We start from the raw sequence: 22,765 nt of genomic DNA, 5'->3' as shown, positions 1-22,765 counted from the left end.
ACTCCGGTTCAGACGCATTGAACGGCCCATGAATTTTGTCATCTTCGTCAACGGCCTGCTGCTGGTCGCAATGGCCGCCCTCATGGCGGTGGACGGGCTGTTCTTTCCCGCCACCGAAACTCTGTTCATGGAATCGGCCGTGCTGACGGGCACCGTCGGCGTCAGCATTTGCCTCGCCTCGGCCACGCGACTGGAACAGCTGCACAGGCTGCACACCTTCCTGCTGACCGCCAGCGTCTGGGTGACCGGCGCCGCGGCCGGTGCCTTTCCCCTGTGGATGTGGAACATGACCCCGACCGACGCCTTCTTCGAGGCGATGTCCGGCATCACCACGACAGGTTCCACCACATTGACCGGCCTCGACCGGACGCCGCAGGGCATCCTGCTGTGGCGTGCGTTGTTGCAGGGGCTGGGCGGGATCGGGTTCATCGTGACCGGCATCGCGCTGCTGCCGATCCTGCGCGTGGGCGGGATGCAGCTGTTCCGCACCGAAAGCTCGGAGCGCGGCGACAAGGAAATGACCAGCGCCAGCCGTTTCGCCCTGGCGACGGTCTGGATCTACCTGGGGCTGATCGTGCTGTGTTTCATGGTCTATCTGGGCGGCGGCATGACCGGGTTCGAGGCGCTGATCCACGCGCTCGCCACGATCTCGACGGGCGGCTATTCGACCTCCGATGCCTCCTTCGGCTATTTCGACAGCGCCTTTCTGGAATGGTCGGGCACGGTCTTCATGTTGGCGGCGGCGCTGCCCTTTGCCTGGTACATCCGCATCGTGCACCGGAAACCCTTCGGCAATGAACAGGTCCAGGCCCTTGTCACCAGCCTGATCGTCGTGATCGCGGCGCTGACCGCCTGGCGGGTCATCACCGGCGAGGTGCCGGTGTTGCAGGCGCTGCGCCACGTGGCGTTCAACGTGGTCTCGGTGGTCACGACGACCGGTTTCGCCACGGCCGATTACACCTCCTGGGGGCCGCTGGCGGCGGTGGTCTTTTTCATCCTGACCGCCATCGGGGGCTGCACCGGGTCCACCGCGGGCGGCGCCAAGGTCATGCGGTGGATTATCTTCGTCCGGTTTCTGGTCTCGCAGATCCGCACGATCCACAAGCCGCACGGCATCTTCATCCCGCGCTACGAGGGCCGCCCGGTCAGCCTGGACGTCATGAATGGGGTTATCACCTATTTCGTGTTCTACGCCGCCACTGTCTTCTTTCTGGCGGTATCGCTGGCGTTTTTCGGGTTGGGATATGAAACGTCGCTGAGCGGGGCGCTGACCGCGGTGGCGAATGTAGGCCCCGGCATCGGGCGGGTGATCGGGCCTGCGGGCAATTTCTCCTCCCTGCCGGATGGGGCGAAGTGGCTGTTGTCCTTCGGCATGTACGCCGGGCGGCTGGAAATGCTGACGATCTTCGTGCTGATGGCGCCGGGGCTCTGGCGCGAAATCGCCTGAGGCGGCACAAATCGCGGCATAAGGCCATGAGCGCGGCAAGCCGGGGCGCCTGAACCCGAAGGCGCAAGATCGCTCAACCAGGTTCATGGACGATGCCTTCCAGCTGCTGGCCGTCGCGGATCACATCCGCCCTCACCAACTCCGGCAGCAGCGCGTCGGGCAAGGCCAGTTCGACGGTAAACACGTCCTCCTGGCGGCCCTGGCTGCCGATCCTGCGCGGCGTGATCGCCGCTATGCGCGCCTCCACGACATCAGCCCCCGCGGCCGGAGGGCCGATGGCGTCGGCAGCGCGCCCCGGCCCCGTCGGCAGGGTGATCGAGACCCTTTGATCCATGGCGACCTTGTGCACCTCGTCAGGCTGCAGCAGGAAATGCAGCCGCAGCGCCCCCTGCGCCGGACGAAGCGAAAGCAGCGGCGGCCCGCCGGGCGTGACATGCGCGCCCGTCGTCGCCGCAAGGCCCTGCACCACCCCGTCGAAGGGCGCGGCGACGGTCAGCCGGTCACGCCGCAGCCGCAGCGTGCGAAGCTCGACACGCAGCGATGCCTCCGCCGTCGCCGCATCCAGCAAGCCGACGTGGGCCGCATCCCATTTCGCCATGAGCCCCTGCGCCAGTTGCGACTTTCGCAGCCGGGTCTCCTGATGCAGCCGCGCCCGGCTGAGCCGCACGAGCGCCAGCCTTTCGCGGGTTTTTTCAAGCTCGATCCGCGCGGCAAGCAAGAGCTGGGATCTGCCGAGTCCCCGCTGGTGCAGCGTTTCCTGATCTTTCAGATTGGCGGCGAGGAGATCCTGCTGCCGCCTCAATGCGGCTTCGTTGCGGCGCAGCGCGTCGGTCTTGAGGCGCACATCCTGCGCGTCGCGCAACCCGTCCAACCGCTCGATCCGCGCGCGCGCGCGGCGGTTCTCGATCATGTCCTCCAGCCGCTGCGCATCGCCTGCCCCGCCGCCACCCCGGGGCGTCAGGCTGACGGCGACCGGCAATGCGGCCGCATCCCCCCCCTCGAGATCCACCTGAAACAGCCGCTGGCGGGCGAGAACGTCGGCCAGCTCGATTTCCTTGCGGGCGATTTCCGAGGCGATCAGCCGATCATCGAGCCGGAGCAGCCGGTCGCCTTTCGCCACGCGCGCGCCATTGCGCACCGACACCTCGGCGATGCGGCCCGGCGCGGGCGCGCGCAGCACGAACACCGGCACCTCGGGCCGGACGACGACCGCGACCGCGAATCCCCGCGATGTCGTCGCGAATGCCAGCCACGCCGCGACCAGCAACGCCAGCAAGCCCAGGGTGATGCCGCCGCCCCAGATGGCGCCGCCGAATGAAAAGGCCTGCGCTGGACCAGTGGCAAGGGCGCGCGTCATGTCGGGCGGCTTTCGGCGGGCAGCAGTTGCCGATCGGGCGCGGGGGGACCCGCCGAAAGGCCGTTCGTCTTCGGAAGGCCGGGCGGTGGCCCCAGCGACCGGACGCGCCCATTTTCCAGCAGCAAGACGGTGTCGCAACGCGCAATCACCGTCGGTCGATGGGTCATGATGACCATGGATTTGCCCTGCGCCCGGAATGAGGCTGTCAGCCGTTCGAGCGCGGCGATTCCGTCCGCGTCGGCCTGGCTCGCCGGCTCATCCAGCACCAGAAGCTGCGGGTCGTGGAAGAGCGCGCGGGCCAGCGCGATTTGCTGAAGCGCGCCCATCGACAGGGCAGGCGCATCCGCCCTTACGTAGGTGTCGTATCCCTCCGGCAGGGCGGCGATCAGATCATGCGCGCCGGAGGCCTTGGCCGCGGTTTCGACCGCGCTCAGCCCCGCCCCGGCGGCAAACCCCGCGATGTTCTGCGCGATCGTGCCGTCGAAGAAGATCTGCTGCTGCGGCAGGTAGCCGACGCCGCCATGCATCGTCCCCGCCACGGGCAATGTAGCGTTGCCGAGCCGCATCAAGCCCGCCGCCGGCGCCCATTGGCCGGTCAGCGCGCAAGCCAGCGCGGATTTGCCCGCGCCGGTCCGTCCGATCACGCCCATCGCCTGCCCCGGCTGCACGGTGAAGGAGATGAGCCGGAGCGCCGCCCTCCGGCGGCCGGGTGCGAAGACGGTCAGATCCCGGACCACAAGCGCCCCCTTCGTCGGCCGTGGCCGAGCCGGTGCCATGGCGGCGGGGTCCTCCAGCCGCGCCAGGCGTCGCCAGGCCGCCAGGGCGTTGCGCAGGGCGGGCAGCTGCGCGATGGCGCTTTCGACCGGGACCAGCGCGCGGCCCAGCAGGATCGAACATGCGAAGATCGCGCCCACCGACAGCGCGTCGCGCAGGACCAGATAGGCCCCCGTCCCCAGAATGAGCGATTGCAGCATCAGGCGCAGGGTCTTGCCCGCCGCGATGGCCGTGCCGGCCGTATCCTCCGCCCCGAGCCGCGCGATGAAGCCGGGCAGGCGGTGGACCTTCCAGCCATGCGCCATCACCGGCGCCGCCCCCAGCGCGCGGACAAGGGCCGGATTGCGCGCGACCGCGCGATCGAGCGATCCCGCCGCGCCCTCGGCCATGGCCGCGCGGTCGCAGGCGGCGCGGGTCCAGACCCGCCTGAGCGCGCCAAGCCCCACCAGCGCCCCGGCCCCGAAAAACGCCACCGCACCCAAAAGCGGATGGAACAGCCCGATGGCCAGGATGAAGATCGGCGTCCAGGGCAGATCGAGCACCGCCGCCGCGCCACCCGCGCCCAGGGCACGGCGCACCGCGTCCAGATCGCGCAGCGGATCGTTCCGCGCCGCGGCCCCGGCTTCGGCGCCTTCCGCCCCTGTGCCGGAGCCGGCACAGGCCCCGGGCCCCGCCAAGCAGGCCCGATGTGCCCGCGCCTGCATCGCGGCGTAGAGGCGCATCCCGCAGCGCCGGAAGATGCGCCCGCGCGCGTCCTCCAGCGCGCCCATCGCAAGATAGAGCACCACCATCAGCGCCGTCAGCCAGGCCAGCGTTTCCACCGACCTATGCGCCAGCACCTGATCGTAGATGCGCAACATGTAGATCGGTCCGGTCAGGACCAGCACATTGACCAGCACGCCCAGAACGGCGGCTGCCGCGAGGGGTCCGCGCAGCGTGCGCAACGCGGCGTCGGCATTTTCGGGTCTGGCCGTGCGATCGGGCCGGCCCGTGCGGTGGATTGCGGTTGTTGTCGCCATCTGGCATCACCACGGTCATTGCCGTGCCAGAGTGGCGCTCGAGAATGAAGAAATCCTTTCGCGCGGGCATCCGTATCGCGCGAATTTTACTCAATCACTCCTGACCCTGTGAGCCGCCCGCGCCATCGCGCTGACGGTCGAGCGCGGCCAGACCGCTCAGGACCGAGGCCACGATGGCGGGCGGCTCGGCCTCCGATGCGGTATGGGGGGTGACCAGAATGCGCGGATGCCGCCAGAACGGGTGATCGGCGGGCAGCGGTTCCTGCGCGAACACATCGAGCGAGGCCCCCGACAGCTGACCGCTGGCCAGGGCGCCGAGCAGATCGGCCTCGTTGAGCTGCGCGCCGCGTCCCAGATGGATCAGCGCCGCGCCATGCGGCAGGTCATCGAAAAGCGCGGCGTTCAACATGCCGCGCGTCGCGTCGGTCATCGGCAGCACGTTGATCAATATGCGGCAGCTGGAAAGAAAGGCGGCGCGGGTGTCCTGTCGATGATGCGTGACGCCGGGTTCGGGGTCCGGCGCACGTCGCGTCAGGCTGAGCACGGGATACCCAAGCCCCACGAGGGCACGCGCGATGCTGCGGCCCATATGGCCAAAGCCGAGGATGCCCACGGGCACCGCGGCGGGGCTGCGTCCGCCGCTGACGCGCGACCACCGGCCCTCGGCCTGCGCGCGCAGCGTCGCGAAGATGTCCCGATGATGCCAGAGCGTCTGGAACACCGCGAAGCCTGCCATCTGATCGGCCTGATCGGGGTCCTCGACACGGCGCAACAGCACATCGCGCGGCAACGAGGGGCAGGCCAGGATCGGATCCATCCCCGCGCCGACGGAAAACACCGCCCGCAGGTTGGGGAAGGGCGCGAAGGCATCCGGCGCGGGCTTCCACGCGAGTGCGAATTCCACCTGTGCGGGATCGTCTATGTCCTGCGGCGCGCGCAGGTCGATCTGCGGGGCCAGGTCCGCGAATGCGGGCCCGTAGTCCTCCAGCAGCGCGGTTTGCGAACACAGCGCCACGCCTTTTCGTCTGTCCTTCACGCGCCCCTCCTGCCTCAACTGTGCCTTCGGTACCATGGGGCGTACCCTACCCGCCCCGATGCGGCAAACGCCAGCCCCGCGCGGCGCGAATTGCCCCGCCGCTAAGCCCGCCGACAAGCCCCGTCGACAAGCCCGCGCACACCGCCTAGGTTGCAGCGAAACCGTGACGAGGACCCCCAGATGAGGTGCTTTTACGCCCAGGATTCCGCGCTGCACGATCCGTCCTTTCGCCTGACGCACGGCCGTGTCGCGGCAAACGCCGAAAGCCCCCGCCGCGCGGAGCTGCTGTTGCAGGGGCTGCACGGCATCGGGCTGCAGACCGAAGAGCCGCCAGCCTGCGACCCCGCCCTGCTGTCGGCGGTGCATACCCCGCGGTTTCTGGAATTTCTGGAAACCGCCTGGAACAGGTGGCAGGCGCTGCGCGATCCCGGCCCCGAGGTCGTGCCCAACACCCACCCGCAGAAAGCCGACGCCACCTATCCGCAAAGCCTGGTCGCGCGGGCCGGGTGGCACATGGGCGACGCCTCCTGCCCGATCGGCCAGCACAGCTGGACCGCGTCGCGCCGGGCGGTCGATTGCGCTGTCGCGGCGGCGCAGGCGGTTCTCGAAGGCGCGCCCGCAGCCTATGCGCTTTGCCGGCCGCCGGGGCACCATTCGGATGCCGATACCGCCGCGGGCCATTGCCTGCTGAACCCCGCCGCCATCGCGGCGCAACATCTGCGCGGCGCGGTCGACCGGGTGGCGATCTTGGATATCGACGTGCACCACGGCAACGGCACGCAGGGGATCTTCTACGCTCGGGCCGATGTGCTTTTCGTGTCGATCCATGCCGATCCGATGGATTACTATCCCTATTACACCGGCTACGCGCATGAAACCGGCAGCGGCGCGGGGGTGGGGCACACCGTCAACCTGCCGCTGCCGCGCGACAGCGGCGACGCGGTCTGGCTGGACGCCGTCGCCCGGGCACTGATGCGCATCGCCGCCTATGCCCCGCAGATGCTGGTGCTGTCGCTGGGGCTGGACGCGCATGAACACGACCCGTTGCGCGGGCTGGCCGTCACCACCCCCGGATTCCACGCGGCCGGCCGCGCCATCGCCGCCGCGCGCCTGCCCACCACCATCGTGCAGGAAGGCGGCTATCTTTCCGACGACCTGCCTGACAATCTTGCCGCATTCCTGTCCGGCTTTCTCGACATCTGACCGGCAGGCGCGAACCGCAACCATTCAGGGGACCACCTCATGAGCATTCTGTCCAACTCGCTGGCGCAGGCCGACATCGAAACCGCGCTGCACCCCTATACCGACGCCCGCGCCCATGCCGAGCACGGCCCACTGGTCATCACCCGCGGCGAGGGGGTGCATGTCTTCGACGAGGCGGGCAAGCAGTATATCGAGGGGCTTGCGGGCCTGTGGTCCGTCGGCGTCGGCTTCAACGAACAGCGGCTGGTCGAGGCCGCGCACCGCCAGATGCAGGCCCTGCCCTATTACCACAGCTTTGCCCACAAGGCGCATGAGCCGTCGATCCGCCTGGCCGAAAAGCTGGTGGAAATGTCGCCCGAGAACCTGACCCGTGTCTTTTTCACCAATTCCGGGTCCGAGGCCAACGACACCGTCGTCAAGATGCTGTGGTACATGAACAACGCCCTCGGACGCCCCGAGAAGAAGAAGTTCCTGGCCCGCGCCAAGGGCTATCACGGCATCACCGTCGCCTCCGGCTCGCTGACCGGGCTGCCCGCGAACCACCGCGATTTCGACCTGCCCGCGATCCCGGTCAGCCACCTGAGCTGCCCGCATTTCTACCGCTTCGGCGCGGAAGGCGAGAGCGAGGCCGGTTTCACCGCCCGCCTGCTGGCGGAGGCCGAGGAGCGCATCCTCGCCGAAGGCCCCGAGACCATCGCGGGCTTCATCGGAGAGCCGTTGATGGCCGCAGGCGGCGTCATGCCCCCGCCCGAGGGCTATTGGCCCGGCATCGAGGCGCTCTGCCGCAAATACGACATCGTGCTGATCGCCGATGAGGTCATCAACGGCTTCGGCCGCCTGGGCAGCAGCTTCGGCGCGGTGCACTACGGCTTTACCCCCGACATTATGGTGACGTCGAAACAACTGACGTCGAGCTACATGCCGCTGGCCGCGATCCTGTTTTCCGAGGCGATCTTTGACGCGATTGCCGACAACAGCCACAAGATCGGCACCTTCGGGCATGGCTTCACCGCATCGGGCCACCCGGTCGCCACCGCCGTGGGGCTGGAAAACCTCAAGATCATCGAGGAGCGCGACCTGATCGGCAACGCGGCCCGCATGGGCGCGCTGATGCACCGCCAGCTTGCCCCCCTCGCCGATCACCCGTTGGTGGGCGAGGTCCGCGGCACCGGCCTGATCGCGGGGATCGAGCTGGTGGCCGACAAACCTGCCCGCACCCCCTTCGACCCCGCGCGGAAGGTCGGCATAAAGGCGTTCGAGATTGGCCACGAAGAGGGCCTGATCTGCCGCAACACGGGCGACACGCTGGCGCTCTGCCCGCCGATGATCGTGACCGAGGACGACGTGGAACGCATCACCGCGCGGATGACGAGGATCGTCGAGCGGACCTGGGATTGGGTGCGCGCCGAGAGGCTGGTCGGCTGACGCCCGACCGGATTTGCGGGCTGTGGCCTGCCGGACCCTCCGCACAACGCCGGACAGAGAAAGGGAACCATATGCGCCCCACCGAAAAGATGCGCGACAGCGTCAGGGCGGATTGGGATGCCGCCACCGATCATCCCTTCTGCAAGGCGCTTGCCGATGGCACGCTGCCTCTGGACAAGATGCGCTGGTATCTTGTTCAGGATTACAAGTTCATCGACCAGTTCGTGCGGCTGCTCGCCTCGGCGGTCGCCCATGCGCCGACGCTGGCCGACGCGGTCCCGGCGGCGCAGTTCCTCGGGCTGATCACCAGCACGGAAAACACCTATTTCCTGCGCAGCTTCGAGGCGCTGGATGTCTCTGCCGAGGCGCAGGCCGCGGACCCCGCCCCGCAAACGGCGGCCTTCCAGAAGCTGATGGCCGACGCCCGCCATTCCGGGCGCTACGAACAGATGCTCGCCGTGCTCATCGTCGCGGAATGGAGCTATCTCGCCTGGGCGGAACGCTATCGGCATTATGACCGGGCGCTGCCGTTCTGGTTCGCGGAATGGATCGACCTGCACAGCGGCCCGGGGTTCGAAGCCGTGGTGCGCTATCTGCGCGATCAACTCGACACCCTGTGGACGGATCTGAGCCCGCAGCAACAGGCCCTTGCAACGGCAAGCTTTCAAGAGGCCGTGCGCCTGGAGCGCGCTTTCTTCGACGCGGCGGCAGCGGCCTGACGGAAAGCTAAAGCCGCCCCGTGCGGTAAAGCCCCACCTTCAGCCCGCCAAAGGCCACCGGCGGATCGCGGTCGGTGAACCGCAGCCCGGTGGCCTTCGCCAGGCCCGGCTCGCTGGTCACCAGCCCCACGCGCCAGCCCGCGAACCGCGCGCTCAGCACCTGACCCAGCGTGCCGTAAAGCGCGTACAGCAGGTTCTTGTTGCCGATGCGCCCGCCATAGGGCGGGTTGACGATGACCAGCCCCCCACACCCCCCATTCGGGCCTTCCCGGGGGCCTTCGGGCGGGGTCAACGCGCTGATCGGCTGGGCCGTGAAACAGGTCAGACCGGCCACGCCCGCGCGTTCGGCATTGGCCTGGCTGGACCGGATCGCGCCGGTGTCGCGGTCGTGGCCGTAAAACCGCACTCCACGCTCGTGTGGCAGCCGCGGCGCGCGCATCGCGGCCCAGGCGTCCGCATCGAAGGGCGCCAACTGCTCGAACGCAAAGCGGCGCGAGCGTCCGGGCTGCAGCCCCGCCGCGATCTCTGCCGCCTCGATCACAAAGGTGCCCGACCCGCACATCGGATCGACCACCGTCTCGCACCCGTCAAAGCCGCATCGGCGCAGGAACAGCGCCGCCAGGTTCTCGCGCATCGGCGCCTTGCCGACGGCCTCCTTGTGGCCGCGCCGGTGCAATGGCGCGCCCGAGGTATCGACGCTGATCAAGACGTTGTTGTCGTCGATCCGCACCTTCAGCACGATCTCCGCCTCGGGGCTCAGGGTCGCGCCGAATTCCTCGCGCAGGGCGGTTTCGATGCGCTGGGTGGCGGCGCCCGCGTGATAGATCTTCGACTTGCGGCAGGTGACCTCCACCCGCAGCGGCACATCGGGGCGCAGCACCGCGCCCCAGTCGAATTTGCGCGCCCGCTTGTCCAGCTGCGCCAGATGGAACGCCATGAACCGGCCGATCCGCGCCAGCACCCGGCCCGCGCCGCGCAGTTCCAGATTGGCGCGCCAGACCTCGGCCCAGCCGCCGCGGCAGGTGACCCCGCCCGGCAGCGTCGCCAGCACGTCGAAGCCCTTCTCCCGCGCCTCGGCGGCCAGCATGTCCTCCAGCCCCGGCGGGGCGGCCAGAAAGATCTCGAGGCTGTCGGGGTCGTGCATGTCATCGCTCATGTCCTCGGCATACAGCCTGCGCACGCGCTGCGCGACCGCTAAACCGCCGCTTCTTCTGGTCGCAAATATCCCGGGGGCCCGGGGGCGGCGCCCCCGATCCGCGAAGCGCGCGTCGCCCGCCCCCGTGCCCATACCCCGACAAAGCGGCTTCTTTCAGGGCCGATGCAACCAAAGCGCGCGCCGCGCATTTATTGCACAGACGCGAACGCGGCAAACGAAAGCAGAGGTTTCATGTTCTCCAGATTGTCCCGCCATCGGCCCCCGATGCTGCCCCGAAACCCTGCCTGCCCGACCGGGGACGCACGGATGGCAGCTGCGCGCGTGATCGCGCCCGGCGCATGAGCATGGCGGACATCTGCATCATCATGAACGCGGGCTCGGGCAAAGGGTCGGAAAAGCTGGACCGCGACGGGCTGAAGGCGCTCTGCGACGCGCATCCCGGCCGGTTCGACCTCTCGCTGTTCCAGCCGGGCGAGGACGTGGGCGCGGTCACGCGAAAGGCGCTCGACAAGGGCTATTCCACAATCGTGGCCGCCGGGGGCGACGGCACGATCTGCGGGGTGGCCGACACGCTGCGCGGCCAGAAGGCGCGGCTGGGGGTGCTGCCGCTGGGCACCTTCAACTATTTCGCGCGCTCTTTCGGCATTCCCGAAGACCCCGAACAGGCGCTGAAGGTCATCGCCGCGGGCCATGGCCGCGTGGTGCGCGTGGGTCTGGTCAACGACCGCGTGTTCCTCAACAACGCAAGCCTCGGCGCCTATGCGTCGATCCTGGCCACGCGCGAAGGGGTCTACAAGCGCTGGGGCCGCAGCCGCATCGCCGCCTATTGGTCGGTGATCCTGACGCTGGCGCGGTTCCGCACGCCGCTGTCGATCCGCATCACGCTGGACGGCCAGGGCCGGAAATTCAAATCCCCCCTCGTGTTCGTGCTCAACAACCAGTTCCAGCTGGATCAGCTGGGGCTGGGGGGCACGCAATGCGTGGCGGAGGGCAAGTTCGCCATCCTGGTGGCGCCCGATTGCGGACGGCTTGGCCTGATCCGCCGTGCGCTTTCGCTGGCCGGGCACCGGTTGGACCCCGACAGCGACTTCGAGCTGCTCTGCGGCCGGGACGTGGTGATCGAGACCCGGCGCAAGCGCCGCCTGGTCGCCCGCGACGGGGAACGCGATGTGATGCGCAACCCGTTTCATTTCCGGGTGCTGGACGATGCGTTGCAGGTGATCGTGCCCGAGTCCGGCGCCACGCGATCCGACCCCGCGCCATCCGGCGTGCGGGGGGCCGAAGGGAACACGGAACGCAACCCAGATCGCGGCGGCGCCGCCCATGCGTAGGATCGTCCACCTGTCCGACATCCATTTCGGCCGCGACCGCGCCGATCTGGAAACACCGCTGCTGGCCGCGATCAACGCGATGGCGGCGGATCTGGTGGTCATCTCGGGCGATTTCACCCAGCGCGCCCGCGAGTCCCAGTTCCGCCGTGCGCGCACCTTTCTCGATCGCATCGCCGCGCCCACGCTTTGCGTGCCGGGCAACCACGACACGCCGCTGGACAATCTGTTCGTGCGGCTGCTGACGCCCTGGGCGCGCTACCGCCGCCATATCGACGAGGATCTGGAGCCTGCGCATATCGACGCCGAGGTCGCGGTGATCGGCGTGAACACGGTCAACCCCTATGTCTGGCAGCGCGGCCGCATCGCGCGCAAGACCGTCCGCCGCGTCTGCGACGCGTTCCGCGCGGGCCATGACGGGCGGTTCCACGTCGTGGCGCTGCACCACCCGCTCGAGCACGGCCCCGAAGAGACGAAATCACTGACGAAGGGCGCGGGAAAGGCGCTCGACCGGCTGGGTGCCTGCGGGGCGGACATCGTGCTGTCGGGCCATCTGCACACCTGGCGGGCGGAGCCCTTCGCGCGCAAGATCGGGCGCGATTCCTTTCTCCAGGTGCAGGCGGGCACCGGCCTGTCGTCGCGGGTGCGGGGCGAGGACAATGATTTCAACCTCCTGATCTTGGACGGCGACCGGGTCGAGATCCACCGCCATACCGCACCCGAAGGCCACAGCGCCTTCGCGTTGCATACCACCGCCCGGTTCCGCCGCACCGCCGAGGGCTGGCAGGCGGAGTGATGTGCCAAACCTCCCGCGAAACCTCCCGCCAGGCCGCCCGCCTGGCCGCCGCCCCTCGGCGCGCAGGGGTCCCGCGCATGAATTCCCGGCTGGGCGCCCGCGCCGCGATGCGCTACGCCTGAGGGCATGAGCGACGTCTTTCTCTGCGACTATATCCGCAGCCCGATCGGGCGCTACGGCGGGGCGCTGTCGGGGGTGCGCGCCGACACGCTGGCCGCGCATCCGCTGCGCGCCCTGCGCGCGCGCAATCCGGGCGTGGACTGGGGCGCGCTCGACGATGTGATCCTGGGCTGCGCCAATCAGGCGGGCGAGGACAACCGCAACGTCGCGCGCATGGCGGTGCTGCTGTCGGAGCTGCCGGACACGGTGCCCGGCGTCACGCTGAACCGGCTTTGCGGATCGGGGATGGATGCGGTGGCCCTTGCCGCGCGCGCGATCGCGTCGGATGAGGCCGCGCTGATCGTGGCGGGGGGTGTCGAATCCATGTCGCGGGCGCCGCTGGTGATGCCGAAGCCCGATACCGCCTTTTCCCGCCGCGCGGAAATCCACGACACGACCATCGGCTGGCGCTTCGTCAACCCCGAGATGGCGCGGCTTCACGGCACCGACTCGATGCCCGAGACCGCGGAAAACGTGGCCGAGGCCTTCGCCATTTCGCGCGCCGATCAGGATGCGTTCGCGCATCGCAGCCAGATGCGCGCCGCCGCGGCACGCGACAGCGGCAGGCTGGCGCGTGAAATCGAGCCGCTCGAATTGCCCGCGCGCAAGGGCCCGCCGGTGATCGTGGACCGCGACGAACATATCCGCACCACCACCCCCGAGGCCCTGACCGCCCTGCCCACGCCGTTTCGCGCGGGCGGCAGCGTCACGGCGGGCAACGCCTCCGGGGTGAACGATGGCGCAGGCGCGATGATCCTGGCCTCGGCGGATGCGGTACGCGCGCATGGGCTGACGCCGCGGGCGCGCTATCTGGGGGCGGCTGTCGCGGGGCTCGCGCCGCGCGTGATGGGCATGGGTCCCGTGCCCGCCACGCGAAAACTCTGCGCGCGGCTGGGCCTGCAACCGTCGGATTTCGACGTGATCGAGCTGAACGAGGCGTTTGCCGCCCAGGGGCTGGCCGTGCTGCGCGAGCTGGGCCTTGCCGACGACGCGCCACAGGTCAATCCCAACGGCGGCGCCATCGCCCTGGGCCATCCCCTAGGCATGTCGGGCGCGCGGCTGGTCGGCACCGCCGCGCTGGAACTGGCGCTGACGGGGCGCGGGCGCGCGCTGGCCACCATGTGCATCGGCGTGGGTCAGGGCATCGCGCTGGCGATGGAGGCAATATGACGGATCAGCCCGAAGCCGGCCCCGGATCTGGCCCCGAATCTGGCCCCGAATCTGGCCCCGGATCTGGCCTCGAACCTGGTCCCGTCACCTGGCGCCGCGACGGCACGCTGGGGATCGTGACCATCAACAACCCGCCGGTCAATGCGATCGGACAGGCGGTGCGCCTGGGCCTGATGCAGGTGCTGGAACGCGCCGCCGCCGATACCGATCTGACCGGGCTGGTGCTCTGCTGCGCCGGACGCACCTTTGTCGCAGGGGCCGACATCACCGAACTCGGCCAGCGGCTGGACCCCACCCTGCCGCAGGTCATCGCGCGGCTGGAGGCGCTGCCCTTTCCCACCGTCGCCGCGATTCACGGCACCGCGCTTGGCGGCGGGCTGGAACTGGCGCTCGGCTGCACCTTTCGCGTCGCCGCGCCGGGCGCGCGGCTGGGTCTGCCCGAGGTCAAGCTGGGGCTGTTGCCGGGGGCGGGCGGCACGGTGCGCGCCACCTATCTGATCGGCGCGCGGGCCGCGCTGGATCTGATCGGCACCGGCAATCCCCTGCCCGCCGACGCGGCACGAAACCTCGGCCTGATCGACGCGGTGGCAGGCGCGCAGGACGCGCCGACGCGCGCGGCCTGCGATCACCTGCGCCGCCACAACGCGCAGGGCGCCATTTCGCCGCCGGTCCTGCACCGCAAAGATGCGATGCCGCCGCCCGATATGGCCGCCTTCGGCGATCACGCCCGCAAGCTGCTGCGCAAGGCGCGTTCGGCGGCGCCCGTGGCGGTGGTCGAGGCGATCCGAAACGCGCTGGTCTTGCCGCCCGTCGAGGCGCTGGCGCGCGAACGCGCCCTTTTTCAAGCCGCGCTGGAAAGCCCCGTTTCCGCCGCACGCAGGCATCTGTTCTTTGCCGAACGCAAGGCCGCCCGGCTGCCTCGGGATATCCGCGACGCCGCGCGGGGCGACACCCATCCCGGCGCCCTTCCCGGTCCCCGTCCCGAAGCCCGCCACCTCGCGCGGGCGGGCGTGGTCGGCGCGGGGCTGATGGGCAGCGGCATCGCGATGGCGCTGGCCGACGCGGGTTTCGATGTCACCCTGCGCGAGGTCTCGCAGGAGGCGCTGCAAAAGGGCCTCGCGCGGATCGCCCGAAGCTATGACAAGGACGTCGCGCGGGGGCGGCTGAGTGCGCCTCAGGCGCGGACCCGCCGCCTGCGCATAGTCGGCACCACCGATCTGGCCGCGCTGTCGGAATGCGATCTGATCATCGAGGCGGCGTTCGAGGATCTCGCCGTCAAACAGGACATCTTCCGCGATCTGGATCGCATCGCGCGGCCCGGCGCGATTCTGGCGACGAATACCTCCTACCTCGATCTCGATGCGATCGCCGCCGTCACCGCCCGACCCGCGGATGTGGTCGGGCTGCATTTCTTTTCCCCCGCGCAGCGCATGACCCTGCTGGAGGTCGTGCGTGGCGCGCGCACCGCCCCCGACGTGCTGGCCAGCGCGCTCGCGCTTGCGCGCAGGATGGGCAAGCAGCCGGTCATCGTGGGGGCGGCGCGCGGCTTTGTCGGCAACCGGATGCTGGCCGCGCGCAATGCGCCGCTTGCCCGGCTGCTGCTCGAAGGAGCGACACCTGCCGCCGTCGATGCCGCCTTTCGGGACTTCGGCTGGCCAATGGGCCCGTTCGAGATGCAGGACATGGCCGGGCTCGACATCAGTTGGCGCAACAGGAAGGCCACCGGACAGGCGGAGCCGCTGGCCGATGCCCTGTGCGAGGCGGGCCATTTCGGGCAAAAGACCGGCCGCGGCTGGTACCGCTATGAGGATGGCGCGCGCACCCCCCTGCCCGATCCGCATGTCACCCGGCTGTCGCGCACGCTGGCCGCGCGACGGGGGGTTGCGCCCCGCGCCCTCGAGGCGGCGGAAATCATCGCGCGCACGCATGGCCCGTTGGTCGACGAAGGGCGCGCGATCCTGCGCGAAGGTATCGCCGCGCGCGCCTCCGACATCGATGTGATCTGGACCCACGGCTACGGCTTTCCCGGCGATCTGGGCGGCCCGATGTACTGGGCGCGGACACAGGGCCTGATCGACGACGGCTAAGCGTCGGTACGGGCTGTTCCCGGCCCCTACCGCGGCGGCAGGGGCCGTTCGGCGTGGTGGTTGAACCGGCTGGGCGGCGTGCCGAAACGTTTGCGGAAATTGCGCGAGAAATGCGCCAGGGATTCAAATCCGCAGGCGGCGGCAATCTCGCCCAGCGACATGTCGGTATCCGCCAGGATGCTGCGCGCCCGGTCGAGCCGCAGGTTGCGGTAGAACGCCGACGGCGACTGGTCGAGCAGCTGACGGAACTGCCGCTCTATCTGCCGGCGCGAATAGCCCACGCGCCGCGCCAGCGCCTCCAGGCTGAGCGGCTCCTCGATGTGTTCATGCATCAGGCGAACGACGGCGATCAGCCTGGGGTTGCGCGTGTGCATCGCCGCCCCGAGCGAGCTGCGCTGATCGAGCGCGCCTGGCACCTCGCTGCGGCGCAGACACATATCCGACACGATGGCGGCGAAATCCGCGCCGTGGTCGCGTTCGATGATCGCGATCATCATGTCCATCGCCGCCGCGCCGCCCCCGCAGGTCAGCAACCGGATGTCGGATTCGAACTTGTTGGCGGTCGGGTGCAGATCCGGGAAGGCTTCCTGAAAGGCGGGCTGGTTTTCCCAATGCAGCGTGAACACCCGCCCGCCCAGCACCCCCGCACGCGCCAGGGTCACGGCGCCGGTGCAGATCCCGCCCAGCGTGCCGCCGAACCGCTGGTGCCGGTTCAGCGCGGCCAGCGTCTGCGGGCCGGCCGACACGCCGCCCTGATTGCCCGAGCAGACGAACAGCTTCACCTGCGGATCGAGCGGCGGCAACGGCCCGTCGACATTGATCGACACCCCCGAAGAGCTGCGCACCGCCGCGCCGTCCTCGGAATGGATCTGCCAGCGATAAAGCGGCTTTTGCGACAGTTGATTGGCGATGCGCAGCGGATCGACGGCGGAACTGAACGCCAGCAACGTGAACTGCGGCAACAGCAAAAAGGCATAGCGCTGCGGCCCCCCCGCCTGCGACACCGGGAAATAGGCCGCTCCCATCGGTACGATGGATCCGATTTCCTGCATGATGATCCCTTGCCAGGTCGGCTGGATGCCCGGCGGTCCGCCCGGCTGAGGGTCCCATGTTCGGGCCTGCGCGGCGCCGATGCAAGATGGCCCGATGCGTCCGGGCGGCAGATTGCCGCCGGACATGTGCATGTGGTCCGGGTCAGCCCGCGGTCCAGCCCCCGTCGAGCTCCGTCGGGCCCCCGTCTAGCCCCCGCCGACCATATGCGCCGATCCCGTCACCAGCGCCGCCGCATCGGATGCAAGACAGATCGCCGCGCCCCTGATATCGTCGGCCCGGGCCGCGCGCCCCAGCTTGATCCTGCTCTCGATCCGGGCGCGATTTTCGGCGTTGTCGAAGGTGGCCTGCGTCAAGGGCGCCTGAAAGGGTCAATTCCACCCGCCCGCCTTGGCAGGCAAAAATACACTCTATATCCCTCAGGGCTGGCGCCCTTACCGCGCCGCCTCGCATCTGCTACACTCTGATGCGTTGCAATACTCACGGACGGAGCAGCGAATGTCATCGGGCGACAAGGCGGAAACCGGGGTTCCCGGAATGGACGACATCCTGGCGGGCGGCCTGTCGCGCGGCCACGTCTTTCTGCTCGAAGGACATCCCGGCACCGGCAAGACCACGATCGCGCTGCGCTTCCTGCTCAAAGGGGCAGAGGAGGGCGAAAACTGCCTTTACATCACCTTGTCGGAAACCGAGGCGGAGCTGCGCAACGGCGCGGCCTCGCACGGCTGGGATGTGGGCGATAATTTCACCATCTTCGAGCTTGTCCCGGCCGAAAGCCTGCTGGACGCCAACCAGCAGCAAAGCCTGCTCTATTCCTCCGATCTGGAGCTGGGCGAGACGACGAAACTGATCTTCGAGAAATTCGAGCAGCTGCGCCCCGACCGCGTGGTGATCGACAGCCTGTCGGAAATCCGCCTGCTGGCGCAGTCCTCGCTGCGCTACCGCCGCCAGATCCTGGCGATGAAGCATTATTTCGTCCGCAACGGCGCGACCGTGCTGCTGCTAGACGACATGACGACCGAGGCATCCGACCGCACGGTGCACAGCATCGTGCATGGCGTCGTGCAGCTGCAGGAACTGTCGCCCGAATACGGCGCCGAGCGGCGCCGCCTCAGGGTGTCGAAATACCGCGGCCAATCCTACCGCGGCGGCTATCACGACTTTGCCATCAAGACGGGCGGGGTGGTGGCCTTTCCGCGCCTCGTCGCGCTGGAACGCCGCGCCCGGCAGACCCGGGCGCAGGTGTCCAGCACCGTGCCCGAACTGGACGCGCTGCTGGGCGGCGGGATCGAGCAGGGCTCCAGCACGCTCGTCCTGGGGCCTGCGGGGGCGGGCAAGAGCCTCTTCGCGATCCAGTTCATCGCCGCCGCGATCGAACGCGGGGAAAAGGCGTCGCTCTTCGTCTTCGACGAGGAACTCGGCCTGCTGTTTGACCGGATGCGCGGCATCGGCTTCGATCTGGACAAGATGGAAAGCGCGGGCCTGCTGCATGTCGAACAGATCGACGCGACCGAACTGTCCCCCGGAGAATTCGCCCACCGCGTCCGCCAGAGCGTCGACAAGTTCGGCTGCAAGACTGTCGTCATCGACAGCCTCAACGGGTATCAGGCGGCCATGCCCGAGGAAAACGCGCTCGTGCTGCATATCCACGAGCTGCTGCAATACCTGAACCGCTCCGGGGCGGCCACCTTCCTGACGGTGGCACAGCACGGGCTTGTCGGGGACATGAAGGCGCCGGTGGATGTGACCTATCTGGCCGACACGGTGGTGCTGCTGCGTTATTTCGAGGCGATCGGACAGGTGCGCCGCGCGGTATCGATCATCAAGAAGCGCACCGGCCGGCACGAACAGACGATCCGCGAATTCAAGATCGCCGCCAAGGGGCTGACGCTGGGCGATCCGTTGATGGGCTTTCAGGGGGTGCTGCGCGGCGTGCCGCAGATGGTGGACGGCAGCAAGCTGCTGCATCCCTCGGGCGCCGCGCAGGCGCAGCCTCAAGCAGGGGCTGGCGACACGCCGATCCCCGGCGGTTTCGCAACGACTGCCAAGGATTAGTGCGATTCCCGAGGCGCAGACACCCACGGCCCTGATCCTCGCCCCCCACGGCAGGGATGCCACCATTGCCGCTTCGCTTTGCAGGGACGCGGGCATGCGGCCCAGAACATGCGACAGCGTGGCCGCTTTCGCCGATGCCCTGTCGCATGATCTCGCGATGGCCGTGCTGACCGAGGATGCGGTGCACCACGCCGATCTGTCCGGGATCGCGCGGTTTCTGCACTCCCAGCCGCCCTGGTCATCGTTGCCTTTCATCCTGCTGACCCGCCACGGCGGCGGCCCCGAACGCAACCCCGAGGCCGCGCGCCTGTCAGAACTGCTGGAAAACGTCACCTTCCTGGAACGGCCCTTCCACGCGACGACCTTCATCAGCCTGGCCACCTCGGCGCTGCGCAGCCGCATCCGCCAGTTCGAGGCACGCAACCGCATCGCGCAGCTGCGCACAAGCGAGGAAAACCTGCGCACAGCGCTGCGCGCAGGCAAGCTGGAGCCGTGGGAAATGCGGCTGGGCGGCGACAGGATCGAGGTATCCCCCAGCATCAACGCACTTTTCGGATGGCCGGTGGATGAGCCGCTGGGCCTTGCGCAGATGCTCGCCATCATTCACCACGCCGATCGGGCCCCGGTGACGGAGATGTTCCATCATTCAGGTGCGGCGGACAGGGATTTCAAGATGGAGGTCCGGCTGGTGTGGGGCGACGGCTCTTTGCACTGGATCGACATCCACGCCCGCGTGACCCACCCGCCAGACGGCGCCGCGCGGCTGATGGGGGTGATGTCGGACATCACCGTGCGCAAGCAGGCCGAAGCGACGCTGCGTGGCCAGAACGAGGATCTGGAGCAGCGCGTGCGCGACCGCACCGCCGAACTGGAACAGGCTCATAAATCCGTTCTAGACGAAATCGCGCAGCGTGAACAGACCGAGGGCCAGCTGCGACAGGCGCAAAAGATGGAAATGATCGGTCAGCTGACCGGCGGCATGGCGCATGATTTCAACAACCTGCTGATGGCGGTGATCGGCAACCTGGACCTCTTGCAGAAGCATCTGCCCGATGACCCGCGCGCGCAGCGCCTGATCACCGGCGCGGTTCAGGGCGCGCAGCGCGGTGCCACGCTGACGCAGCGGCTGCTGGCCTTTGCACGGCGCCAGGATCTGACCATCCAGCCGCTCGACCCGGTGGAGCTGATCCGCGGCTCGGCCGAGCTGATGACAAAATCCGTGGGCGATGAGATCTCGTTGCGATTTGAGCTGCCCGAGACCGCGCCGCTGACGCTGATCGACGGCACCCAGCTGGATCTGGCGCTGTTGAACCTTGTCGTGAACGCGCGCGACGCCATGCCCGAGGGCGGCTCGATCACCCTATCCGCCCATCAGGCCAGCCTGACCGAGGCGCAGGAGGAGGCGGCGCCCGGGGATTATGTCGTGCTGAGCGTGACCGACACGGGCGTCGGCATGGATGAGGAGACGCTCAAGCAGGCGACGCAGCCTTTCTTTTCCACCAAGGAATTGGGCAAGGGCACCGGGCTGGGCCTTGCGATGATCCAGGGGCTGGCGCAGCAGATGCACGGGGCGCTGCGCCTTTTCAGCACCCCCGGCGAGGGGACTCGGGCCGAACTGTGGCTGCCGGTGGCCCCCGAGACCGCGCCGAGCGCGCCACCCGCGCCGGACCCTGTCCCGGCTGCGCCGCCTGACGCCGCCCCCGCGCAGCCGCATCGCGCGCTGCGCATCCTTCTGGTCGATGACGACGTCCTGATCGCGATGAGCAGCATGGAGCTGCTGGAGGATCTGGGCCATGAGGTCACCGGCGTCTATTCCGGCACGGCGGCGCTGAAGGTGCTCAACGACGGCAAGACCTTCGATCTGATGATCACCGATTTTTCCATGCCGCGGATGAACGGCGGGCAGCTGTCTAAGGCGGTCCGCCAGATGCATCCGCAGCTGCCGATCCTGCTGGCGACGGGCTATGCCGAACTGCCCGACGACGACGACCTGGATCTGCCACGCCTGGCGAAACCCTATATGCAGCACCAGCTCGAGGCGGAAATAAACAAGCTGGTGGGCTGAGGCCGCGCCTCCTGCCGGGGCCCGCTTGTTCCCACGTTGCGATCTATCTATCCATGACGTCGGGTCATACGGAAAGCCTTGAATGCCGGAACGCAGCCAACCCCTGTCCCTGCTCGCCAACCGGTCCTTCCGGATGTTGTGGGTTGCCGCGCTGGTCTCCAATTTCGGCGGGCTGGTCCAGGCGGTGGGCGCCGCCTGGCTGATGACGAGCCTGTCGAGCAACCCCTCGATGGTGGCGCTGGTGCAGGGATCGGTGACGCTGCCGATCATGATCTTCTCGTTGCTGGCGGGGGTCTTTGCCGACGGCTACGACCGCAGGCGGGTGATGCTGACGGCGCAAAGCTTCATGCTGGGGGTCTCGGTCCTGCTGGCGGCGCTGGCCTATCAGGGGCTGCTGACGCCCTGGCTGCTGCTGGGGTTCACCTTTCTGATCGGCTGCGGCACGGCGCTGCACAACCCGTCGTGGCAAGCTTCGATGGGCGATATCGTGCCGCGCGACGATCTTCCTTCGGCTGTGGCACTCAACAGCATGGGGTTCAACCTGATGCGCAGCGTGGGTCCGGCCATCGGCGGCGCCATCGTGGGCATCGCGGGCGCGCCCGCCGCCTTCGCCGTCAATGCCGCAAGCTACCTGGCGCTGATCGCCGCGCTCAAGCGCTGGCGCCCGCCCGCCGCCAGCGCAAAACTGCCGCGCGAATCCTTCGGCAGCGCCTTTTCCGCCGGTCTGCGCTATGTCGCGATGTCGCCCAACCTGATCCGGGTGATCTTTCGCGGCTTCGTCTTCGGCTTGGCGGCGGTGGCGATCCTGGCGCTCCTGCCCACCGTGGTGAAGGAGGTCCTTGGCGGCACCGCCTTCGCCTATGGCGTGCTGCTGGGGTGTTTCGGGCTGGGCGCGGTGGGCGGTGCGCTTGGCAATACGCGTCTGCGCACGCGGATGAACAACGAACATGTCGTGCGCGCGGCCTTCGCGGGTTTCGCGCTGGCCGGCGCGGTCATCGCGCTCAGCCCGTATCTGTGGCTGTCGGGCGCGATGCTGCTGCTGGCCGGCGCCTGCTGGGTGGTCGCGCTGTCGCTCTTCAACGTCAGCGTGCAGCTGTCCACGCCCCGCTGGGTCGTCGGGCGCGCGCTGGCGCTTTACCAGACGGGCGTGTTCGGCGGCATGGCGGGCGGCAGCTGGCTGTGGGGATCGCTGGCGCGCGCCTTCTCGCCCGGAACGGCGCTCTTGCTGGCGGCGGGTCTGCTGGTCGGCGGCGCGCTGGTCGGGCTGTGGGTGCGCCTGCCCGAGTTCGCGCATCTCAACCTGGCGCCGATGGGCCGCTTCAAGGAGCCGCCGCTGCGGCTGGATCTGCGCTATCGCAGCGGGCCGATCATGGTGATGGTCGATTACAACATCGCGCAGGAGGACGTGTCGGAATTCATGGCCGCGATGAACGAGCGCCGCCGCATCCGCATCCGCGACGGCGCCCAGCAATGGGCGCTGCTGCGCGACATGGAAAACCCCGATCTGTGGACCGAAAGCTACCACGTGCCGACCTGGGTGGAATACATCCGCCACAACGAACGGCGCACCCAGTCGGACGCGGATGTCAGCGACAGGCTGCGCGCCTTGCACCGGGGTCCGGGCAAGCCGCGCGTGCACCGGATGATCGAACGCCAGACCGTCCCGCTGAACGACGACATGCCCCTCGTGCAGGGGCAGGGGCAGGACATGCACTGATCGTCCCCGCATCACCGCCACGTCGCGGCTGATGATGAGACGGGCGATGCCGGATTCCCGCTTGCGCGCCGGAAGCCGGTCGAGCACGCGCTGTTGCACGCTGGCATCGGGCGCCGAGACGTTTTCGCCGGCGATGATCGGCCGCGGTTGCAGCGCCAGCGCGAGTTGCGCCCGGTTCGCGCGGGACGCGGCGCAATGCCGC

17 protein-coding genes are annotated in these 22,765 nt (G+C 68.7%); 11 read left to right on the top strand and 6 right to left on the bottom strand.

The features are described from left to right. Positions 1-28: 28 nt before the first annotated feature. Positions 29-1,447, top strand: coding sequence for a TrkH family potassium uptake protein (locus ACU0BR_RS12720; RefSeq protein WP_446157203.1), 1,419 nt, complete (start codon positions 29-31; stop codon positions 1,445-1,447). Between the two features lie 73 nt (positions 1,448-1,520). Here the strand turns inward: ACU0BR_RS12720 and ACU0BR_RS12715 are convergent, their stop codons facing one another. From ACU0BR_RS12715 to ACU0BR_RS12705, 3 genes are all read right to left on the bottom strand, one after another. Next, complete coding sequence (locus ACU0BR_RS12715) at positions 1,521-2,804, bottom strand: HlyD family efflux transporter periplasmic adaptor subunit (RefSeq protein ID WP_446157202.1); 1,284 nt, start codon at positions 2,802-2,804, stop codon at positions 1,521-1,523. After that, entirely contained in the window at positions 2,801-4,597 is a 1,797-nt protein-coding gene (locus ACU0BR_RS12710) for a type I secretion system permease/ATPase (protein WP_446157201.1), read from the bottom strand. Before ACU0BR_RS12710 ends, ACU0BR_RS12715 begins: the two co-directional genes overlap by 4 nt. A gap of 94 nt (positions 4,598-4,691) precedes the next feature. Next, a complete protein-coding gene (locus ACU0BR_RS12705; RefSeq protein ID WP_446157200.1) occupies positions 4,692-5,633 on the bottom strand; it encodes a 2-hydroxyacid dehydrogenase in 942 nt (313 codons plus the stop codon). A gap of 180 nt (positions 5,634-5,813) precedes the next feature. On the opposite strand from ACU0BR_RS12705, the gene ACU0BR_RS12700 reads away from it, so the two are divergent. From ACU0BR_RS12700 to ACU0BR_RS12690, 3 genes are all read left to right on the top strand, one after another. Then, positions 5,814-6,836, top strand: coding sequence for a histone deacetylase family protein (locus ACU0BR_RS12700; RefSeq protein ID WP_446157199.1), 1,023 nt, complete (start codon positions 5,814-5,816; stop codon positions 6,834-6,836). 39 nt (positions 6,837-6,875) lie between these two features. Then, positions 6,876-8,261 carry an aspartate aminotransferase family protein gene (locus ACU0BR_RS12695; RefSeq protein ID WP_446157198.1) on the top strand — a complete coding sequence of 462 codons (1,386 nt, stop codon included), beginning with the start codon at positions 6,876-6,878 and terminating at the stop codon, positions 8,259-8,261. Positions 8,262-8,332: 71 nt separating this feature from the next. Next, a complete protein-coding gene (locus tag ACU0BR_RS12690; RefSeq protein WP_446157197.1) occupies positions 8,333-8,980 on the top strand; it encodes a TenA family protein in 648 nt (215 codons plus the stop codon). A gap of 7 nt (positions 8,981-8,987) precedes the next feature. Here the strand turns inward: ACU0BR_RS12690 and ACU0BR_RS12685 are convergent, their stop codons facing one another. After that, the gene (locus ACU0BR_RS12685) at positions 8,988-10,124 is read right to left on the bottom strand and encodes a THUMP domain-containing class I SAM-dependent RNA methyltransferase (RefSeq protein ID WP_446157224.1); all 1,137 of its coding nucleotides are present in this window, start codon (positions 10,122-10,124) and stop codon (positions 8,988-8,990) included. 350 nt (positions 10,125-10,474) lie between these two features. Between ACU0BR_RS12685 and ACU0BR_RS12680 the strand changes: the two genes are divergently transcribed. The 4 genes from ACU0BR_RS12680 (at position 10,475) to ACU0BR_RS12665 (ending at position 15,676) form a co-directional block, all read left to right on the top strand. Beyond that, positions 10,475-11,467, top strand: a complete 993-nt coding sequence (locus ACU0BR_RS12680) for a diacylglycerol/lipid kinase family protein (RefSeq protein ID WP_446157196.1) — start codon at positions 10,475-10,477, stop codon at positions 11,465-11,467. Continuing rightward, entirely contained in the window at positions 11,460-12,260 is an 801-nt protein-coding gene (locus ACU0BR_RS12675; protein ID WP_446157195.1) for a metallophosphoesterase family protein, read from the top strand. The genes ACU0BR_RS12680 and ACU0BR_RS12675 overlap by 8 nt, the downstream gene beginning before the upstream one ends. A 126-nt stretch (positions 12,261-12,386) precedes the next feature. Beyond that, entirely contained in the window at positions 12,387-13,589 is a 1,203-nt protein-coding gene (gene pcaF, locus ACU0BR_RS12670) for a 3-oxoadipyl-CoA thiolase (RefSeq protein WP_446157194.1), read from the top strand. Then, positions 13,586-15,676, top strand: a complete 2,091-nt coding sequence (locus ACU0BR_RS12665) for a 3-hydroxyacyl-CoA dehydrogenase NAD-binding domain-containing protein (protein WP_446157193.1) — start codon at positions 13,586-13,588, stop codon at positions 15,674-15,676. The genes pcaF and ACU0BR_RS12665 overlap by 4 nt, the downstream gene beginning before the upstream one ends. Positions 15,677-15,702: 26 nt before the next feature. Here the strand turns inward: ACU0BR_RS12665 and ACU0BR_RS12660 are convergent, their stop codons facing one another. Together ACU0BR_RS12660 and ACU0BR_RS12655 are read right to left on the bottom strand one after the other, a co-directional pair. Continuing rightward, positions 15,703-16,728 carry a GlxA family transcriptional regulator gene (locus ACU0BR_RS12660; protein WP_446157192.1) on the bottom strand — a complete coding sequence of 342 codons (1,026 nt, stop codon included), beginning with the start codon at positions 16,726-16,728 and terminating at the stop codon, positions 15,703-15,705. A 186-nt stretch (positions 16,729-16,914) separates the two neighbouring features. Then, positions 16,915-17,082, bottom strand: a complete 168-nt coding sequence (locus ACU0BR_RS12655; RefSeq protein ID WP_446157191.1) for an SDR family oxidoreductase — start codon at positions 17,080-17,082, stop codon at positions 16,915-16,917. 142 nt (positions 17,083-17,224) lie between these two features. On the opposite strand from ACU0BR_RS12655, the gene ACU0BR_RS12650 reads away from it, so the two are divergent. From ACU0BR_RS12650 to ACU0BR_RS12640, 3 genes are all read left to right on the top strand, one after another. Continuing rightward, positions 17,225-18,781, top strand: a complete 1,557-nt coding sequence (locus ACU0BR_RS12650) for an ATPase domain-containing protein (protein ID WP_446157190.1) — start codon at positions 17,225-17,227, stop codon at positions 18,779-18,781. Between the two features lie 94 nt (positions 18,782-18,875). After that, entirely contained in the window at positions 18,876-20,846 is a 1,971-nt protein-coding gene (locus ACU0BR_RS12645; protein ID WP_446157189.1) for an ATP-binding protein, read from the top strand. 82 nt (positions 20,847-20,928) lie between these two features. Beyond that, positions 20,929-22,563: an MFS transporter gene (locus ACU0BR_RS12640; RefSeq protein ID WP_446157188.1), complete on the top strand. Its 1,635-nt coding sequence runs from the start codon at positions 20,929-20,931 to the stop codon at positions 22,561-22,563. Positions 22,564-22,765: the final 202 nt, after the last annotated feature.

It is taken from the genome of Brevirhabdus sp. (assembly GCF_052826345.1).
Note: the sequence above shows the minus strand (reverse complement) of the source record. Positions and strands in the feature narration are given on the sequence as shown.

Coding starts and splice junctions, on each gene's coding strand:
- ACU0BR_RS12720 (WP_446157203.1), top strand. CDS start 29: ATGAATTTTGTCATCTTCGTCAACGGCCTGCTGCTGGTCGCAATGGCC.
- ACU0BR_RS12715 (WP_446157202.1), bottom strand. CDS start 2,804: ATGACGCGCGCCCTTGCCACTGGTCCAGCGCAGGCCTTTTCATTCGGC.
- ACU0BR_RS12710 (WP_446157201.1), bottom strand. CDS start 4,597: ATGGCGACAACAACCGCAATCCACCGCACGGGCCGGCCCGATCGCACG.
- ACU0BR_RS12700 (WP_446157199.1), top strand. CDS start 5,814: ATGAGGTGCTTTTACGCCCAGGATTCCGCGCTGCACGATCCGTCCTTT.
- ACU0BR_RS12695 (WP_446157198.1), top strand. CDS start 6,876: ATGAGCATTCTGTCCAACTCGCTGGCGCAGGCCGACATCGAAACCGCG.
- ACU0BR_RS12690 (WP_446157197.1), top strand. CDS start 8,333: ATGCGCCCCACCGAAAAGATGCGCGACAGCGTCAGGGCGGATTGGGAT.
- ACU0BR_RS12685 (WP_446157224.1), bottom strand. CDS start 10,124: ATGCACGACCCCGACAGCCTCGAGATCTTTCTGGCCGCCCCGCCGGGG.
- ACU0BR_RS12680 (WP_446157196.1), top strand. CDS start 10,475: ATGAGCATGGCGGACATCTGCATCATCATGAACGCGGGCTCGGGCAAA.
- ACU0BR_RS12675 (WP_446157195.1), top strand. CDS start 11,460: ATGCGTAGGATCGTCCACCTGTCCGACATCCATTTCGGCCGCGACCGC.
- pcaF (WP_446157194.1), top strand. CDS start 12,387: ATGAGCGACGTCTTTCTCTGCGACTATATCCGCAGCCCGATCGGGCGC.
- ACU0BR_RS12665 (WP_446157193.1), top strand. CDS start 13,586: ATGACGGATCAGCCCGAAGCCGGCCCCGGATCTGGCCCCGAATCTGGC.
- ACU0BR_RS12660 (WP_446157192.1), bottom strand. CDS start 16,728: ATGCAGGAAATCGGATCCATCGTACCGATGGGAGCGGCCTATTTCCCG.
- ACU0BR_RS12650 (WP_446157190.1), top strand. CDS start 17,225: ATGTCATCGGGCGACAAGGCGGAAACCGGGGTTCCCGGAATGGACGAC.
- ACU0BR_RS12645 (WP_446157189.1), top strand. CDS start 18,876: ATGCGGCCCAGAACATGCGACAGCGTGGCCGCTTTCGCCGATGCCCTG.
- ACU0BR_RS12640 (WP_446157188.1), top strand. CDS start 20,929: ATGCCGGAACGCAGCCAACCCCTGTCCCTGCTCGCCAACCGGTCCTTC.